Source organism: Mycobacterium sp. IS-1742 (assembly GCF_001500125.1).
In the GTDB taxonomy this organism is placed as follows: Bacteria; Actinomycetota; Actinomycetes; order Mycobacteriales; family Mycobacteriaceae; genus Mycobacterium.
The window spans coordinates 185416-201789 of sequence record NZ_LQIV01000001.1 but is presented as its reverse complement, the minus strand read 5'-3'; the positions used below and the strand labels follow the sequence as shown (position 1 = coordinate 201789).

General features: G+C 69.5%; 17 protein-coding genes. 11 read left to right on the top strand and 6 right to left on the bottom strand.

What is annotated here, in order from left to right; translation table 11 throughout:
• Window positions 1–15 precede the first annotated feature (15 nt).
• The 5 genes from AU196_RS01050 (at window position 16) to AU196_RS01030 (ending at window position 4591) form a co-directional block, all read left to right on the top strand.
• Window positions 16–843 carry a sulfurtransferase gene (locus AU196_RS01050; RefSeq protein WP_059093219.1) on the top strand — a complete coding sequence of 276 codons (828 nt, stop codon included), beginning with the start codon at window positions 16–18 and terminating at the stop codon, window positions 841–843.
• Between the two features lie 109 nt (window positions 844–952).
• The gene (locus AU196_RS01045; RefSeq protein ID WP_059093402.1) at window positions 953–1837 is read left to right on the top strand and encodes a metal ABC transporter solute-binding protein, Zn/Mn family; all 885 of its coding nucleotides are present in this window, start codon (window positions 953–955) and stop codon (window positions 1835–1837) included.
• Window positions 1824–2597 (top strand): metal ABC transporter ATP-binding protein, encoded by a 774-nt coding sequence (locus AU196_RS01040; protein ID WP_059093218.1) that lies wholly within the window; start codon window positions 1824–1826, stop codon window positions 2595–2597. The genes AU196_RS01045 and AU196_RS01040 overlap by 14 nt, the downstream gene beginning before the upstream one ends.
• Window positions 2594–3460: a metal ABC transporter permease gene (locus AU196_RS01035; protein WP_059093217.1), complete on the top strand. Its 867-nt coding sequence runs from the start codon at window positions 2594–2596 to the stop codon at window positions 3458–3460. The genes AU196_RS01040 and AU196_RS01035 overlap by 4 nt, the downstream gene beginning before the upstream one ends.
• A 30-nt stretch (window positions 3461–3490) precedes the next feature.
• Window positions 3491–4591, top strand: a complete 1101-nt coding sequence (locus AU196_RS01030; RefSeq protein WP_059093216.1) for an Rv3575c family transcriptional regulator — start codon at window positions 3491–3493, stop codon at window positions 4589–4591.
• On the opposite strand, the gene AU196_RS01025 is transcribed toward AU196_RS01030, so the two are convergent.
• From AU196_RS01025 to kstR, 3 genes are read right to left on the bottom strand one after another with little or no spacing between them, the layout of a single operon-like run.
• On the bottom strand, window positions 4592–5524 hold the full coding sequence (locus tag AU196_RS01025; protein ID WP_059093401.1) for a phosphotransferase: 933 nt from the start codon (window positions 5522–5524) through the stop codon (window positions 4592–4594).
• A 14-nt stretch (window positions 5525–5538) separates the two neighbouring features.
• Window positions 5539–6303 carry a trehalose-phosphatase gene (gene otsB, locus AU196_RS01020; RefSeq protein ID WP_059093215.1) on the bottom strand — a complete coding sequence of 255 codons (765 nt, stop codon included), beginning with the start codon at window positions 6301–6303 and terminating at the stop codon, window positions 5539–5541.
• A gap of 4 nt (window positions 6304–6307) precedes the next feature.
• On the bottom strand, window positions 6308–6913 hold the full coding sequence (gene kstR, locus AU196_RS01015) for a cholesterol catabolism transcriptional regulator KstR (RefSeq protein ID WP_167535186.1): 606 nt from the start codon (window positions 6911–6913) through the stop codon (window positions 6308–6310).
• A gap of 258 nt (window positions 6914–7171) precedes the next feature.
• Here kstR and AU196_RS01010 point away from each other — a divergent pair, with 258 nt between their 5' ends.
• Entirely contained in the window at window positions 7172–9298 is a 2127-nt protein-coding gene (locus tag AU196_RS01010; protein ID WP_059093213.1) for an acyl-CoA dehydrogenase family protein, read from the top strand.
• Window position 9299: 1 nt separating this feature from the next.
• Here AU196_RS01010 and AU196_RS01005 read toward each other — a convergent pair whose 3' ends face one another.
• Entirely contained in the window at window positions 9300–9872 is a 573-nt protein-coding gene (locus tag AU196_RS01005; protein ID WP_059093212.1) for a hypothetical protein, read from the bottom strand.
• A 21-nt stretch (window positions 9873–9893) separates the two neighbouring features.
• On the bottom strand, window positions 9894–10946 hold the full coding sequence (locus tag AU196_RS01000) for a ferredoxin--NADP reductase (RefSeq protein WP_059093400.1): 1053 nt from the start codon (window positions 10944–10946) through the stop codon (window positions 9894–9896).
• Between the two features lie 164 nt (window positions 10947–11110).
• Between AU196_RS01000 and hsaA the strand changes: the two genes are divergently transcribed.
• From hsaA to AU196_RS00975, 5 genes are read left to right on the top strand one after another with little or no spacing between them, the layout of a single operon-like run.
• Entirely contained in the window at window positions 11111–12295 is a 1185-nt protein-coding gene (gene hsaA / locus AU196_RS00995) for a 3-hydroxy-9,10-secoandrosta-1,3,5(10)-triene-9,17-dione monooxygenase oxygenase subunit (RefSeq protein ID WP_059093211.1), read from the top strand.
• Between the two features lie 9 nt (window positions 12296–12304).
• Complete coding sequence (hsaD, locus tag AU196_RS00990) at window positions 12305–13204, top strand: 4,5:9,10-diseco-3-hydroxy-5,9,17-trioxoandrosta-1(10),2-diene-4-oate hydrolase (protein WP_059093210.1); 900 nt, start codon at window positions 12305–12307, stop codon at window positions 13202–13204.
• Window positions 13201–14100: an iron-dependent extradiol dioxygenase HsaC gene (hsaC, locus tag AU196_RS00985; protein ID WP_059093209.1), complete on the top strand. Its 900-nt coding sequence runs from the start codon at window positions 13201–13203 to the stop codon at window positions 14098–14100. Before hsaD ends, hsaC begins: the two co-directional genes overlap by 4 nt.
• A gap of 13 nt (window positions 14101–14113) precedes the next feature.
• Window positions 14114–14713, top strand: coding sequence for a 3-hydroxy-9,10-secoandrosta-1,3,5(10)-triene-9,17-dione monooxygenase reductase subunit (hsaB, locus tag AU196_RS00980; protein ID WP_059093208.1), 600 nt, complete (start codon window positions 14114–14116; stop codon window positions 14711–14713).
• A 35-nt stretch (window positions 14714–14748) separates the two neighbouring features.
• Window positions 14749–15597, top strand: a complete 849-nt coding sequence (locus AU196_RS00975; protein ID WP_502687199.1) for a DUF4344 domain-containing metallopeptidase — start codon at window positions 14749–14751, stop codon at window positions 15595–15597.
• A 4-nt stretch (window positions 15598–15601) separates the two neighbouring features.
• Here AU196_RS00975 and AU196_RS00970 read toward each other — a convergent pair whose 3' ends face one another.
• Window positions 15602–16132, bottom strand: coding sequence for a UCP032817 domain-containing protein (locus tag AU196_RS00970; protein WP_059093207.1), 531 nt, complete (start codon window positions 16130–16132; stop codon window positions 15602–15604).
• Window positions 16133–16374 lie beyond the last annotated feature (242 nt).

Genomic DNA, 16374 nt, shown 5'->3' with positions numbered 1-16374 from the left:
TGCGACGATTCTGTCGTGACACATGCCGACGTCCTGATCAGCGCAGCAGAACTCGCGGATCACCTCGCCGAAGGCCGCGCGGTCACCGTCCTCGACGTCCGTTGGCGACTCGGGCAGCCCGACGGCCGCGCCGCCTACGCGAGCGGTCACCTCCCCGGCGCCGTGTACGTCTCCCTCGAGGACGAACTGTCCGATCACACCGTCACCGGCCGCGGCCGTCACCCCCTGCCGCCGGGCGCCGCGGTTCAGGCCGCCGCCCGCAGGTGGGGCGTGCGCGAGGGCGTGCCCACCGTCGTCTACGACGACTGGAACCGCGCCGGTTCGGCGCGCGCCTGGTGGGTGCTGACCGCGGCCGGTATCGCCGACGTCAGAATCCTCGACGGCGGACTGGCCGCCTGGCCGGGTCCACTCCGGACCGGCACGGTGACGCCGCATCCGGGTGACGTGATCGTGGCTCACGAGGATCTGTACCGCGGCGCGCTGCCCACGCTGACCGCCGACGAGATCGCCGCGTTCGACGGCGTGCTGCTCGACGCGAGGGCGCCCGAACGGTTCCGCGGCGAGTCGGAACCGGTCGATCCGGTGGCCGGCCACATCCCCGGCGCCGAGAACGCCCCCAGTACGGACATGCTCACCGCCGACGGCACGTTCCGCCCCGCCGCGGACCTGGCCGCGGTCCTCGACCGCGTGCGCGGGGAGGTCGGCGTGTACTGCGGCTCGGGGGTGACCGCCGCGGTGGTGGTCGCCGTGCTGCGCGCCGCCGGTGTCGAGAGCCGACTGTTCCCGGGTTCCTGGTCGCAGTGGTGCGCCGACCCGGCGCGCCCGGTGGCCGTCGGCGACTGAGCCGCCTCGAATCGCATCTGGAAATGCAAACCGTTATCATTAGCGCGTGGTATTGAACCCTCGACGTGTGCTGGCGACCGGTCTGGCGGCGGTGTTGCTGCCTCTCTCGATGACCGCCTGCTCCGGCGGCGACGATGCGGCGGCGCCGAGCGCGCAGCCCGGCGGCGACTGCCCGGCAGAGCCGCTGTCGGTGGTCGTGAGCGTCGACCAGTGGGGTGGCATCGTCTCCCAATTGGCCGGCCAGTGCGCCGAGGTCTCCACCGTGGTGGCGAGTTCGTCGGTCGATCCGCACGACTTCGAACCCGCACCCAAGGACGCGGCGCTGTTCGAAGGGGCGCAACTGATCGTCCTCAACGGCGGCCACTACGACGAATGGGCCGCCAAGCTGGCGGCCGGATCCGCACCGGACGCGCCGGTGATCGACGCGACCGAGGTCAGCGCCGATGCGGTGAACGCCGACCACGGCAACCCGCACGTCTGGTACGACCCCGCCGCCGTGACGGCGGTGGCCGATGCGGTGACCGCCGAACTCGGCAGGCTCGCACCGGATGCCGCGGCCTACTTCGCCGAGCGTCAGGCCGAATTCGGCGACGCGCTCGCGCCGTATCACCAGATCGTCGGATCGCTGCGCGCCACCGCCGCGGGCAAGACCTACGCCGCGACCGAGAACCTCTTCGACGACATGGCCGCCGCCGTCGGGCTGACCAACCGCACCCCCCAGGGCTATCAGGCCGCCGCGGCGAACGAGAGCGATCCCTCGCCCGCCGACCTCGACGCGTTCCTGCGCCTGCTGACCGACCGCGGCGTGGACGTTCTCATCTACAACGTTCAGACCGAAGGGTCAGTGCCACAACAGATCCGGGCCGCCGCCGAACAGGCGGGCGTCCCGGTCGTCGAGGTGACCGAGTCGATGCCGCCCGAGGCCGCGTCGTTCCAGACCTGGCAGGTCGACCAACTCTCCGCGCTGGCCGAGGCGCTGGGTGTCGGCGGCTGAGCCGGCGCTGACGTTCCGTGACGTCAGCGTGGTCCGGGGACGTCACACGGTCTGGTCGCAGGCCGACTTCGACGTTCCCGCCGGCGGTGTCGTCGCGGTCATCGGCAGCAACGGCGCGGGCAAGACCACCCTGCTGCAGGTGGTGCTCGGCCTGCTGCCGCCCTCGACCGGGCGGGTCGAGGTGTTCGGCCGCCCACCGGGTGTGCTCAACGGGCAAATCGGCTACGTGCCACAGAACTACGGATCCAACGCCGGCGAGGCCGTCCGTGCCAGGGACGCGGTCATGCTGGGCCTCAACGGGCACCGATGGGGTCTCGGCCGGTCCTCGCGCACGGACCGCGAGCGTGTCGAGCGGGCGCTGTCCGCCACCGACGCGACCGCGATCGCCGACCGGCGGCTCTCCCAGCTGTCGGGCGGGCAGCGTCAGCGCATCGCCCTGGCAGAGGCGCTCGTCGGCCGCCCGAGGATGCTCATCCTGGACGAACCGCTGGCCGCACTCGACATGCGCAGCCAGCACGAACTCGTCGCACTGGTCAAGACGGTCAACGAGCAGTTCGGGGTCACCGTGCTGGTGGTCGCGCACGATCTGAATCCGCTGCTGCCGATCCTCACCGGAGCGATCTACCTGCTCGACGGGCACCCGCACTACGACACCCTCGACGGGGTGGTCGACGAGAAGCTGCTCACCCACCTGTACGGCGCCGTGGTCGAAGTGGTGCACACCCCGCAGGGCGATCTCTTCGTGCGGAGGATGCGGTGACGACCTCGGTGCTGGCGCTGTCCTACCAGGACAACTGGTGGCAGATCCTGACGTCGGCCTTCATGCGCAACGCGCTCGTGGGTGGCACCGTCGTCGCCTTGGCCGCCGGGCTGATCGGTTATTTCGTCGTCGTGCGCAACACCGCGTTCGCCGCGCACGCGCTCGCCCACATCGGCCTGCCGGGCGCGACGGGCGCCGTGCTGCTCGGCCTTCCGGTGGCGCTGGGGCTCGGGGTGTTCTGCATCGGCGGCGCACTGGTGATCGGTGCCCTGGGCCGGCGGGCGGCCGACCGCGAGGTGGCGACGGGGACCGTGCTGGCCATGGCGACGGGTCTGGGACTGCTGTTCAACTCTCTGGCGACGCGCAATTCGAGCACGATGACGAACGTGCTGTTCGGCAACCTGCTCGCGATCACCGGTGAGCAGATCGTGTCGTTCGCGGTGCTGCTCGGCGTGCTGGCGGCCGGCATCGGCGTCATCTACCGGCCGCTGTTGTTCACCTCGGTCAACGCGCAGGTGGCCGACGCGAAGGGCGTGCCGGTGCGCGGGCTTTCGGTGATGTTCATGGTGCTGCTCGGTCTCACGGTGACCATGGCCGTCCAGGCGGTCGGGACGCTGCTGCTGTTCGCGTTGGTGGTCACACCAGCGGCGGCGGCGATCATGCTGACCGCCAGGCCCGCGGTCGCCATCGCGCTGTCGACGGCGATCAACCTTGCCGCGGTCTGGGTGGGTCTGGCGCTGTCGGCGATGTTCAACGCCCCGCCCAGCTTCGTCATCGTCACCATCGCCTGCGGTGTGTGGGCGGCGGTGTGGGCCGTCGAACGCGGACTGCGTTCGTCGGCCGATCGTGTGCTGGTGACCTGACGGCGGCCGGATCGGCTAACGTGACGGAGCATGTCCAGGAGTCCGGAGCCGCGGCGACACGCGACCCTGGCCTCGCTGGCGGCCGAGCTGAAGGTCAGCCGCACCACGATCTCCAACGCGTACAACCGGCCCGACCAACTGTCGGCCGAACTGCGCGAGCGAATCTTCACCGCTGCCAAGCGACTCGGTTACCCCGGGCCCGACCCGGTCGCCAGATCGCTGCGCACCCGCAGGGCCGGTGCCGTCGGCCTGATGATCACCGAACCGCTGAACTACTCCTTCAGCGATCCGGCCGCGTTGGACTTCGTTGCCGGCCTTGCCGAATCGTGTGAAGAGGCCGGCCAGGGCCTGCTGCTGGTCGCCATCGGGCCGAACCGCAGCGTGGAGGACGGGTCGGCGGCCGTCCTGGCCGCAGGTGTCGACGGTTTCGTCATCTACTCGGCCAGCGACGACGATCCGTACCTGCCGGTCGTGCAGCAGCGGCACCTGCCGGTGGTCGTCGTCGACCAGCCCAGAGACGTCCCCGGTACCTCCCGCGCCGGCATCGACGATCGGGCGGCGATGCGCGAGCTCACCGAATACGTTCTGGGCCTTGGCCACCGGCAGATCGGGTTGCTCACCATGCGGCTCGGCCTCGAGCGGCCCCACGGCACCTCGCGCCCCGCGATCGCCGATCCGGACCGGTTGCGGACACCGCACTTTCACGTGCAGCGGGAACGCATCGGCGGCGTGTACGACGCGATCGCGGCGGCCGGTCTCGACCAGCGCGCGGTGACGGTCGTCGAGAGCTACGAGCACGGGCCCACCTCGGGCGGTGCGGCGGCCGAGGTGGCATTGGCCGCCAATCCGCGGGTGACCGCGTTGATGTGCACGGCCGACGTGCTCGCGCTGTCGGCGATGGACTATCTGCGCTCGCGCGGCATCTACGTCCCCGGGCAGATGACGGTCACGGGGTTCGACGGGATCCCCGACGCGGTGCGCCGCGGACTCACCACCGTCGTGCAACCCAGCATGGAGAAGGGGCGTCGTGCCGGCCGGCTGCTGCACCGGCCGCCCCGCGACGGGCTGCCCGTCGTCGACATCCTCGACACGCACATGGTGCGCGGCCGCACCGCGGGCCCGCCCGCCTGACTACGTGGCGCTCGTGGCGCGCCACAGGTCGACCGTGGGCGCCAGCGCGTCGACGAGCATCGGCAACTGCGGCGCCATCGCCAGGCAGGCCACCGCGGCGAGCAGCCCCGCCGACTCGGTGATCGCCACCACGCGCTCGTCGAGGGTGCGCAGGCCCAGGTCGGCGGCGGCCGCGTCGTAGGCCTCCCGGCCCTCGGGCCCCACCAGCGCGAGGTCCGACTCCACCGCGCCCAGCGTCACCAGTTCGAAATCCGACCAGTACTCGCCGGCCGCGGTGACGATCATGTTGTGGAACGGGGCGTCGCCGTGAATGGGCTGGACGTCGACGCCGGGGAACTCCGACTCGAACGTCGCTCGTGACGTCAGCACCGGTCCGATGCGCTCCCAGTCCTGGTGCGCGCGAACCAGATCAGCCCTGTCGAGCAGGTCGGGGTGGTGCTCCAGCTCGGCCAGTGCCTCGGGGATGTAGGTGCCGAACTGTGTGAAGAATCCCAGCTCTGCGCCGTCGTGGTCGCGCAGTGCGGCGTGCAGACGCGCCGTCGATGCGCACCGGCGCCGCCAGTCCGGCTCGGCGTCGGTGACCGCGTCGAGATACCGCCAGAAAGTCATCGAAAAGCCATCTCGGACAACGGGTTCGCGCGGCACCAGGGGGCTGGGCGGCACCACCGGCAGCCCACGGTCGGCCAACCAGCCCGCGACCGCGAGCTCGGCTCGCTGCTGCGCCGTCTGCCGGTCCGGGTGTGCGCGGAGCGCAGGCGGCAGCACCGTCGGCACGCGCACCGCCACCGGCGCGGGCGCCAGGTGCACGATGACCGAGAACACGTCGTAGAGCACCCGCGGTTCGTCGACGTGCAGGCCGAGGTCGCGCCCGGCGGCGGTCGCGGCCGCGACGGCGCGGGCGGTGCGCGACGCCAGATCGTCGGGAGACAGCATCGACGGTGGTCCGGTCACACCTGCCGGCGCGCGGCCAGCAGGTACTCCAACGCCTCGGCCACGTCCGCGGGCTCGTCCACCCGATAGGCCGCAGCGGTGTCGCCGGGGCCGACCTTGACCCCGATGTCGCCGTCGCGCATCCGGCGGAACGCCTTCTCGTCGGTCACGTCGTCGCCGAAGAACACCACCGCCGAGGCGTCGTGCTGATCGCGCAGGATGTCGACCGCCTGGCCCTTGTCGGTGTGGATGACCGCGAACTCCTTGACCGCCTTGCCGTCGGTCACCTGCGCATCCCAGCCCGCGGCCGCCCGGTCGGCGCGGCGCATCGCCGCGTCACCGTCGTCCGCTGAGGCGTTGCGCACGTGCAGCGCGACGCTCGCGGGCTTGAGTTCGGTTGTCACGCCGGGATGGTCGGCGGCGATCGCGTCGAGGGTCCGCTTGATCTCGACCAGCAACGCCTCGGCCCGCGCGTCGACCGGCGAGACGAACCCGGTGTCGAACTCAGACCCGTGGCTGCCGACGAGGTGCACCCGCTCGGAGGCTCCGGAGAGCGCTCTGAGGACGGCCAGTGCGCGCCCGGAGATCAGCGAGACCGCGGTGGCGGGCAGCGTGGCGAGCTCCTCCAGGGCCGCCGCCGATGCGGACAACGGGCGGGCGTCGGCGGGGTTGGCCACGATCGGCGCGAGAGTGCCGTCGTAGTCGCAGGCGATCAGCAGTCGGGGACATCGCGCGGCGCGGTCGAGCGCCTGGCGGAGTTCTGTCGGTACGCCGTCGGCCACGCGTTCAGATCTTAGGGCGGTCGCCGTCGCCGATGAGCAGCCGCACCGCCAGGTCGAGCCGTTTGCTCACGTCGGTGGCCGAAGCGCGGCGGGTCAGCCACGCCAGCAGATTCGACAGCCAGACGTCGGAGATGACGCGGGCGATGTGGTACTGGTCCTCGGTCGGTTCACCGTCGCTCATCGCGCGGGCGAACATCGAGTCCATCAGCTTGCCGACGTGATCGACCTCACCGGCGGCCGAGGCGTCGGCGAACACGAATGCGCGCGTCATGGCCTCGGTCAGCAGGGGGTTGCGCTGCATCGCGCGGTTGAGCTTGCCGACCATGAAGTTCAGCCGCTGGTAGGGCGTGCCACCGGCGAGTGCGGCCCGGTCGGTCTTGGCGTCGATCCGTTCGAACTCGCGGCCCAGCGCCGAGACCAGCAGGTGCACCTTCGACGGGAAGTAGCGGTACAGGGTGCCGACGGCGACGTCCGCGCGTTCGGCGACGGCACGCATCTGCACGGCCTCGTAACCGCCTTTCGACGCGATCGCGAGCGTGGCGTCGAGGATCCGCTTGCGCCGCTCCCGCTGCGCCTCGGAGCCGAGTTCGGATTCCGCGAGCACCGCCACGTTCGTCACCTCGCGTGGCCGTGAACCCGAGCCGCTTGCTGGCATTGAGACCTCGGACATGCCGTATGACGCTCCTTCGTTCTGCGTATCCCCCCGGAAACGATACGCATGCCGATCTCCGTTCTCTCACCTCAGCACTGGCGTCACACCGACGTGTCCTGCTGCGATGCCGGTCGACTTGACGGTCGAACACTGTCACCATTAGAACACGTTCTAGTGAGGAGCATCGCCTTCTCACCCGACGCGAGGAGTCCGGAAATGACCCAGTCAGTGCTGTCGGGGTCCGGCCCCGGTACCGACGAGCAGTTTGCTGCCCGGGAAATGGTGCGCGACTGGGCCGCGGCGTCGCACGCGTCGGAAGCCGCCCGCGAAGTCGAGCAGGGCGATGCGGACGCCTGGCGGCGGGCCTATGCGGGCCTGGCCGAACTCGGCATCTTCGGGGTCGCGGTCCCCGAGGACCAGGGCGGTGCCGGCGGGACCGTCGAGGACCTGTGCGCGATGGTCGACGAGGCCGCCGCGGCCATGGTGCCCGGACCCGTCGCCACGACGGCGCTGGCGACGCTGGTGGTGACCGATGCCGACCTGCTCGAGGCGCTGGCGTCCGGGGAACGCACCGCGGGTGTCGGCCTGACGGCCGAGTTGACCGTCGACAGTGCCACCGCTTCGGGCGTCGCGCCGCACGTGCTCGGCGCCGATCCCTCCGGGGTGCTGCTGCTGCCCGCCGGCGACGTGGTCGTCCTCGTCGACGCCACCGCCGACGGGGTGACGGTCGAACCGCTGACCGCGACGGACTTCTCCCGTCCGCTGGCGCGGGTGGTCCTCGACGACGCACCCGCCGTCACGCTGGACGTCACCGCCGGACGGTTGGCGGATCTCACCGCGACGCTGCTCGCCGCGGAGGCGGCCGGTCTGGCCCGGTGGCAGCTGGTCACCGCGACCGAATACGCCAAGGTGCGCGAACAGTTCGGCAAGCCGATCGGCAGCTTCCAGGCCATCAAGCACATGTGCGCCGAGATGCTGCTGCGCGCCGAGCAGGTGTCGGTGGCGGCGGCGGACGCGGCCCGCGCCGTCACCGAGGGCGACGAGCGGCAGCTGAGCATCGCGGCCGCGGTCGCGGCGGCCGCGGGGATCGACGCGGCGAAGGCCAACGCCAAGGACTGCATCCAGGTGCTCGGGGGCATCGGCATCACCTGGGAACACGATGCGCACCTGTATCTACGCCGGGCGTACGGCATTTCGCAGGCCCTCGGCGGCCGCTCGCGCTGGCTGCGCCGCATCGCCGACCTGACCCAGCAGGGGGTGCGTCGCGAGCTGCGGATCGACCTCGACTCGGTCGAGGGGCTGCGGCCCGAGATCCGCGCCGCGGTCGCCGACATCGCGAAGCTGCCCGCCGACCGACGTCAGCCCGCGCTCGCCGAGGCCGGTCTGCTCGCGCCGCACTGGCCGAAACCGTTCGGCAGGGCCGCGTCGCCGGCCGAGCAGCTGCTGATCGACCAGGAGATGGCCGAGGCGCAGGTGGTCCGGCCCGATCTGGTCATCGGCTGGTGGGCCGCGCCGACGATCCTCGAACACGGCAGCCCGGAGCAGATCGAGCAGTTCGTGCCCGCCACCCTGAGCGGCGAGCTGTCGTGGTGCCAGCTGTTCAGTGAGCCGGGCGCAGGGTCCGACCTCGCCGCGCTGCGCACGAAAGCCGTTCGCGTTGATAGGGGTTGGAAGCTCACCGGGCAGAAGGTGTGGACCTCGGCGGCGCACAAGGCGCACTGGGGGGTGTGCCTGGCGCGCACCGATCCGGACGCTCCGAAACACAAGGGCATCACGTACTTCCTCATCGACATGAAATCGCCGGGCATCGTGATCCGCCCACTGCGCGAGATCACCGGCGACGAACTGTTCAACGAGGTGTTCTTCGACGACGTGTTCGTCCCCGACGAGATGGTGGTCGGGAAGGTCAACGACGGGTGGCGGCTGGCCCGCACCACGCTGGCCAACGAACGGGTCGCGATGGCCGGCGGCACCGCGCTGGGCAACCCGATGGAGGAACTGCTGCGCACGGTGGCCGAACGCGGCCTCGACGCCGCCGATCAGGACCGGCTGGGGCACCTGATCCTGACCGCGCAGGTGGGGTCACTGCTGGATCAGCGGATCGCGCAGAAGGCGGTCGGCGGCCAGGATCCCGGTGCGGAGTCCAGCGCCCGCAAGCTGATCGGCGTGCGATACCGGCAGGGGCTGGCGGAGTTCCGGATGGATCTGTCCGACGGCGCCGGCGCCGTGGTCAACCAGCAGGTGCACGACTTCCTCAACACCCGGTGCCTGACCATCGCCGGCGGCACCGAGCAGATCCTGCTCACCCTCGCCGGGGAGCGCCTGCTCGGTCTGCCCCGGTAGCTCAGCCGAAGGTGGTCTGCGCGCAGGCGTCCGGGGTGGTCAGATTCACCCCGCCGTAGACCACCTGGATGTGGCTGCAGACGATGAACACGGCCCGCGAGGCCACCTGACCGGTGGTCCATTCGGTCGGCATCGAGGCCCCGTCGACGCGGTAGCGCTCGATCGGCCCGCCGCCGAACGAGGTCACCGAGATCTCGACGTCGCGCAGCGATTTGTACATCTTCGACAGCACGTTGTTGTGGTTGGCGCCTTTGAGCGCACGCGGTGTGCCCGACGGCGCGCTGTATTCGACTTCCTGCCACACGTTGCGGTCGTTGCTGCGCACGGTGATGGTCTGCCGGGACCAGGCGTCGCCGGGGAAGCCGGTCGGCCCGCCGGGGGTCAGCAGGTTCGCCGTGGTGTCGAACGTGCAGCGGTTGCCCAGGCAGTTCGCGTTGACGTGCATCTCGATCTTGGTCGCCGCATCGACGGCGATGGAGGTCAGCGCCGAGTTGGACGCGGCCGCCGCCGTCGCGGGTTGGGTGAGCAGTGCGGTCAGCAGTGCCGCCGCACCAGCCGCTGCGAGCCTGTTCATCGTGTTGAAGTTAGCCCTTCGCTATTCGTCGTAGGTGACTTCGACCGAATCCGAACGCGGCACCGCCTGGCAGCCCAGGATCAGGCCCTCGTCGAGGTCCGACTGCTCGAGCACGTCGTTGACCTCCATCTCGACCTCGCCGCTCTTCTTGAGCACCGCGCAGGCGCCGCAGTGGCCCTCCCGGCAGGAGAACGGCGCGTCGAGCCCCTTGTCGAGCAGTACGTCGAGGAGTTTCGCGTTGCGCGGCCAGCGGACCTCGTGGGTCTCGCCGTCGAGGGTCACCACGGCGGTCGCGGGGCCCTCGTCGCTGTCGTCCTCCTCGATCACCACCGCGGCGAAGGGATCGGACTCCAGCGATTTGAAGACCTCGATGTGGATCTTGTCCGCCGGGGTGCCCGCGCTGGTCAGGGCCTCCTCGGCGGCGGCCATGAACGGACCCGGACCGCAGATGTAGGCGTCGTGGCCGGTGTACGGGGCGGTCAGACCGGCGAGCGCGGTCGCGGTGGGCAGGCCCTGCACGGACTCCAGCCAGTGCACGACGGTGAGCCGGTCGGAGTACTTCTCGGCGAGCTCCCGCAGCGCGGAGGCGAAGATGACGTTCGCCTCGTCGCGGTTGGCGTAGACCAGCACCACCTTCCCGCCGCCCTCGACCAGCGCCGATTTCAGGATGGCGAGCATCGGGGTGATGCCGCTGCCCGCCGCCAGCAGCAGGAAGTCGGTGTCGAGCGATGTCGGCACGAAGGTGCCCGACGGCGCCAGCACGTGCATCTTCATGCCGGGATGGGCGTTGTCGCACAACCAGTTCGAGGCATAGCCGTCGGCGGTGCGCTTGACGGTCACGGTCAGCGGGTCGTCGGTGAACGGCGAACTGCACAGCGAGTAGCACCGCGCGACGGATCCGGTCCGGTCACTGGGCACGCGCAGCGTGAGGAACTGGCCGGGGGAGTAGCGCAGCCGTTCGGCGGGGATGTCGGCGCCGGCCTTGAAGACCAGCGATCGCGCGTCGGCGGTCTCCTCGACGACGTCGGCCACCTCCAGTTCGAGCACGTGGCTACCGAGTGGCTCGTCCGTCACGACGCGCACCTTTCTGTCCGGTCCGGGATGGCAGAACTAGAACAGGTTACAAAAATGCACCTTCGCAGGTCCAGCCGCTGCAGCGTCACGCTGCTCGACACAAATCGTAACGTGTTCTAATCTTCTTACAGCCCCGTTTCAGTCCCGCATCTTGGAGGCAGGCAGTGACGTCCATTGAACAGCGCGACGCGCAGGCGGTCCTCAGCGGTATCGACGACCTGCTGCCCACCGTGCGTGAGCGTGCGCAGGAAGCCGAAGATCTGCGCCGCCTGCCCGACGAGACGGTGAAGGATCTCGACGAGATCGGTTTCTTCAAGCTTCTCCAGCCGCAGCAGTGGGGCGGTATGCAGTGCGATCCGACGCTGTTCTACGAAGCGGTGCGCCGCCTCGGCAGCGCGTGCGGGTCGACCGGCTGGGTCGCCTCGATCATCGGCGTCCACAACTGGCATCTGGCCCTGTTCGACCAGAAGGCCCAGGACGAGGTCTGGGGTGACGATGCGTCGGTCCGGGTGTCGTCGTCGTACGCGCCGATGGGCGCGGGCACGGTGGTGGACGGCGGTTACCGGGTCAGCGGCGCGTGGCAGTGGTCCTCCGGATGCGACCACGCCACCTGGGCGTTCCTCGGCGGCCCGGTCATCAAGGACGGCAAGCCTGTCGACTTCGGCAGCTTCCTGATCCCGCGCAGCGAGTACCGCATCGACGACGTCTGGAACGTGGTCGGACTCAAGGGCACCGGCAGCAACACCGTCGTCGTCGAGGATGTCTTCGTCCCGCGGCATCGCTTCCTGTCCTACAAGGCGATGAACGACGGCACCGCGGGAGGATTCGAGAACAACACTGCTCCGGTGTACAAGATGCCCTGGGGCACAATGCATCCCACGACCATCAGCGCGCCGATCATGGGGATGGCCTACGGCGCCTACGACGCCCACGTGGAACACCAGGGCAAGCGGGTGCGCGCCGCGTTCGCCGGCGAGAAGTCCAAGGACGACCCGTTCGCCAAGATCCGCATCGCCGAGGCCGCCAGCGACATCGACGCCGGCTGGCGTCAGCTGATCGGCAATGTCGGCGAGGAGTACGCACTCCTGGCCGCGGGCAAGGAGATTCCGTTCGAACTGCGCGCGCGGGCACGCCGTGACCAGGTGCGGGCCACCGCCCGAGCCATCGCCTCCATCGACCTGCTGTTCGAGGCGTCCGGCGCCACCGCACTCGGTATCGACCAGCCCGTGCAGCGGTTCTGGCGCGACGCGCACGCCGGCCGGGTCCACGCCGCCAACGAGCCCGAGCGGGCCTACCTGATCTTCGGAAACGACGCGTTCGGGTTGCCGCCGCAGGACACGATGGTCTGATCTTCCGAGATGACCTCCTACATCAAGCAAACCGAGTCGCAGGTCGACATCTCCTTCGAGTCCACCTCGAGATTCGCGGACGTGCGTGGCAAGGGTCCGGACATGCGCCTGCACTACCACGAGGCGGGCGTCAGCCATTCCGAGACCGTCGTGCTGCTGCACGGCGGCGGGCCCGGTGCGTCGAGTTGGTCGAACTTCTCGAAGAACATCGAGGTGCTGGCGCGGCACTTCCATGTGCTGGCGGTCGACCAGCCCGGGTACGGCCTGTCCGACAAGCACACCGAACACGAGCAGTACAACCGCTACAGCGCCACCGCGCTGCTGAACCTGTTCGACCACCTCGGCATCGAACGCGCGGCGCTGGTGGGCAATTCGCTCGGCGGTGGCACCGCGGTGCGGTTCGCGCTCGACAATCCCGACCGGGCGGGGCGGCTGGTGCTGATGGGCCCGGGCGGGTTGAGCGTCAACCTGTTCGCGCCGGACCCGACCGAGGGCGTCAAGCTGCTGGGCCGTTTCGCCGCGGACCCGACGCGCGAGAACATCGAGAAGTTCCTGCGGATCATGGTCTGGGATCAGAGCCTGATCACCCCCGAGCTGGTCGAGGAGCGGTTCCGCATCGCCAGCACGCCGGAGTCGTTGGCCGCCACTAGGGCGATGGGCAAGTCGTTCGCGGGTCCGGACTTCGAACTGGGCATGATGTGGCGCGAGGTGTACAAGCTGCGCCAGCGGGTACTGCTCATCTGGGGTCGCGAGGACCGGGTGAACCCGCTCGACGGTGCGCTGGTCGCGCTCAAGCAGATTCCCCGCGTACAACTGCATGTCTTCGGCCAGTGCGGACACTGGGCGCAGCTCGAGAAGTTCGACGAATTCAACAAGCTCACCATTGATTTCCTCGGAGGCGCGCAATGAGCATCCGTTCCCTGGGCTATCTGCGGATCGAGAGCACCGACGTCGCCGGGTGGCGGGAGTACGGCCTCAAGGTGCTCGGCATGGTGGAGGGTGCGGGCCAGACCGACGGCGCCCTCTACCTGCGGATGGACGAGTTCCCCGCCCGCCTGGTCATCGTTCCGGGCGAGCGCGACCGGCTGCTGCAGTCGGGGTGGGAGACCGCCAACGCCGCCGGCCTGCAGGAGATCCGCAACCGCCTGGACATCGAGGGCACCCCGTACAAGGAGGCCACGGCCGCCGAACTCGCCGACCGCCGCGTCGACGGGATGATCACCTTCGACGATCCGTCCGGCAACACCCTCGAGGTGTTCCACGGCGTCGCGTTGGAGCACCGCCGGGTGGTCAGCCCCTACGGCCACAAGTTCGTCACCGAGGAGCAGGGGCTCGGTCACGTCGTGCTGACCACGCGTGACGACGCCGAGACGCTGCACTTCTACCGCGACGTCCTCGGCTTCTACCTGCGCGATTCGATGCGCCTGCCGCCACAACTCGTGGGTCGGCCCGCCGACGGTGCGCCGGCCTGGTTGCGGTTCCTCGGGTGCAACCCGCGCCACCACAGCCTGGCCTTCATGCCGGGTGAGACCCCCAGCGGCATCGTGCATCTGATGGTCGAGGTGGAGAACGCCGACGACGTCGGCCTGTGCCTGGACCGGGCGCTGCGCCGCAAGGTGAAGATGTCGGCGACCCTCGGCCGTCACGTGAACGACAAGATGCTGTCGTTCTACATGAAAACGCCCGGCGGCTTCGACGTCGAATTCGGTTGCGAAGGGCTCGAAGTCACCGACGAGAACTGGATCGCCCGGGAGAGTACCGCGGTCAGCCTGTGGGGCCACGACTTCAGCGTCGGCTTCAAGTAACCGCGGATCCACCGTGACCGAGACGACGATCGACCCCCGCACTTTCCGCAATGTGCTGGGCCAGTTCTGCACCGGCATCACGGTGATCACCACCGTGCACGACGGCGCACCCGTCGGGTTCGCCTGCCAGTCGTTCGCCGCGCTGTCCCTCGAACCACCACTGGTCCTGTTCTGCCCGACCAAGGTGTCGCGCTCGTGGAAGGCGATCGAGGCCAGCGGCCGGTTCTGCGTGAACGTGTTGCACGAGAAGCAGAAAGACGTCTCCGCGCGCTTCGGGTCGCGCGAACCGGACAAGTTCGCCGGCATCGACTGGACGTTGTCGAAACTGGGCTCGCCGATCATCGACGGCACGCTCGCGCACATCGACTGCACGGTGCACTCGGTGCATGACGGCGGCGACCACCTCGTGGTGTTCGGATCCGTCCACTCGCTGTCGGAAGGTGGCGCCGACGAGCGCTCGCGCGAGGAGAATTCAGCACGGAAGAAGCCGCGGCCGCTGCTGTTCTACCGCGGCGAGTACACCGGAATCGAACCCGACAAGAACTCGCCCGCGCACTGGCGCGACGACCTCGAGGCTTTCCTCACCGCCACGACTCCCGACACCTGGCTGTAATCCGTGACATATTGACGGTTGTGCCGAACACCGTCATGCGGCTCTCCGCCGCGATGTGCGCCCTCCTGATGGCCGCGGGGTGCTCCGAAAACCGCCAGGGCTCAGCCGAATCCGGGCCCTCACCCGCTGATTCGACCGCGGAGCCTCGCGCCGCCGCGGCCGAATCGCCGGGGGAGATGACCGTCGTCTACGAGGACGCCACGACACCGGAGGCGATCAACGGTCGCAGGATCCTCACCGACAGTGGGCTGCTCGATGCGCTGGCGGCCGACGTCAACGACTCCCTGGTCCTGCCGGAGGACGTCCGACTGATCGGTGCGCAGTGCGACGAGGCGAACGCCTTCTGGAGTTCGGAGGACCGGACCGTCACGATCTGTTACGAGGATGCGGATCTGAGCCTGACCACCTTCGAGCAGGCCGCAGACCCGGACCCCCTCGCCGCCACGATCGGTGCGGAGCGGGCGACGTTCTATCACGAACTCGGGCACGCCACCCTGGACCTGTACGACCTGCCGTTCACCGGGCGCGAGGAGGACGTCGCCGACCAGCTGGCTGCGGTGCTGCTGCTGGAACCCGACGACAGCGGGGTCAGCAACCCGGACGATGTGCGGGCCGCGGTCGCCTATGCGCGGATGTTCGAGGCGAACAGTCAGCAGGACGGCGGGGCGGCCGAGGACTTCCCGTTCTGGGATGTGCACGAATACGACCTGGCGCGGATGTACAACTTCCAGTGCTGGATCTACGGCGCCGATCCGCAGGGCAACGCCTTCATCGTCGACGAGGGTCTGGTCCCCGAGGACCGCGCCGACTCCTGCGAGGGGGAGTACGACCGGATGTCGCGCGCCTGGTGGGACATGCTCGACCCGCATCTGCGTGACGGCTGACGAGTCACGGCGCTCGAGATCGGCGTCGCCGACCCGAACCCGCTGTCGCGCCGGGGATCTGGCGGCTGATGGCCTCGACTCGGGCGGCGTCGACACCCCACGGCTCCGCGAGGCCGAGGCGGGTGTCGAGATCCCAGAGCACGCACTCCTCGCCGGGTCGGGCGACCAGCGACCAGGCGATGACCGTTCGACGCAGTTGTTCGGCCATCGGATCGACCGCGGCCACGACTCCGGCGGGGGCGCCGCCTTCGGGATGATGATGCAGGAAGCAGCCGTAAGCCTCCATGCAGAACGTGGCGTAGCGGGCGGTGCAGAGAATGAACCCGTGCCAGGCTTCGTCGACCGCGCGCGACGGCATTCCGATGACCTGGTTGTCCCAGATCGCCGGAGCACAGCACCGTAGCCACTGCCGCAGACCGGTGGCGACGAGCTCCCGCGGCTGCCACGGACAGGTCTTGAACACGGCCGGAGGCAGCTCCAGATCCGCCACGGCCGCGCTCACCCGATCCAGCCGATGCCTGTTGTGGCGCAGCACATTTTCACTGTATGCGGCGACACCGGATCGGCGTACGCTTTGGCCATGAGCGCCACAGGCATGGTGGTGTCCATTCTCGCGGTGATGACATGTCTGGTCATCACGTCCATCTTCGTCGGCCGTTACCGGCGGGCCCATGACGACGGATCTCACGGCGACCGTTGGACGAGCGGTTCCGGCGGGGGCGGAAGCAGCGGCTGCGGGGGCGGTGGCTGTGGAGGAGGAGGCGGCTGCGGTGGCGG

Excerpts from the sequence above, each read along its gene's own strand:
- AU196_RS01045 (WP_059093402.1), top strand. The coding sequence starts at position 953 with ATGACCGCCTGCTCCGGCGGCGACGATGCGGCGGCGCCGAGCGCGCAG.
- AU196_RS01030 (WP_059093216.1), top strand. The coding sequence starts at position 3,491 with ATGTCCAGGAGTCCGGAGCCGCGGCGACACGCGACCCTGGCCTCGCTG.
- AU196_RS01025 (WP_059093401.1), bottom strand. The coding sequence starts at position 5,524 with ATGCTGTCTCCCGACGATCTGGCGTCGCGCACCGCCCGCGCCGTCGCG.
- AU196_RS01010 (WP_059093213.1), top strand. The coding sequence starts at position 7,172 with ATGACCCAGTCAGTGCTGTCGGGGTCCGGCCCCGGTACCGACGAGCAG.
- AU196_RS01005 (WP_059093212.1), bottom strand. The coding sequence starts at position 9,872 with ATGAACAGGCTCGCAGCGGCTGGTGCGGCGGCACTGCTGACCGCACTG.
- hsaD (WP_059093210.1), top strand. The coding sequence starts at position 12,305 with ATGACCTCCTACATCAAGCAAACCGAGTCGCAGGTCGACATCTCCTTC.
- hsaC (WP_059093209.1), top strand. The coding sequence starts at position 13,201 with ATGAGCATCCGTTCCCTGGGCTATCTGCGGATCGAGAGCACCGACGTC.
- AU196_RS00975 (WP_502687199.1), top strand. The coding sequence starts at position 14,749 with ATGCGGCTCTCCGCCGCGATGTGCGCCCTCCTGATGGCCGCGGGGTGC.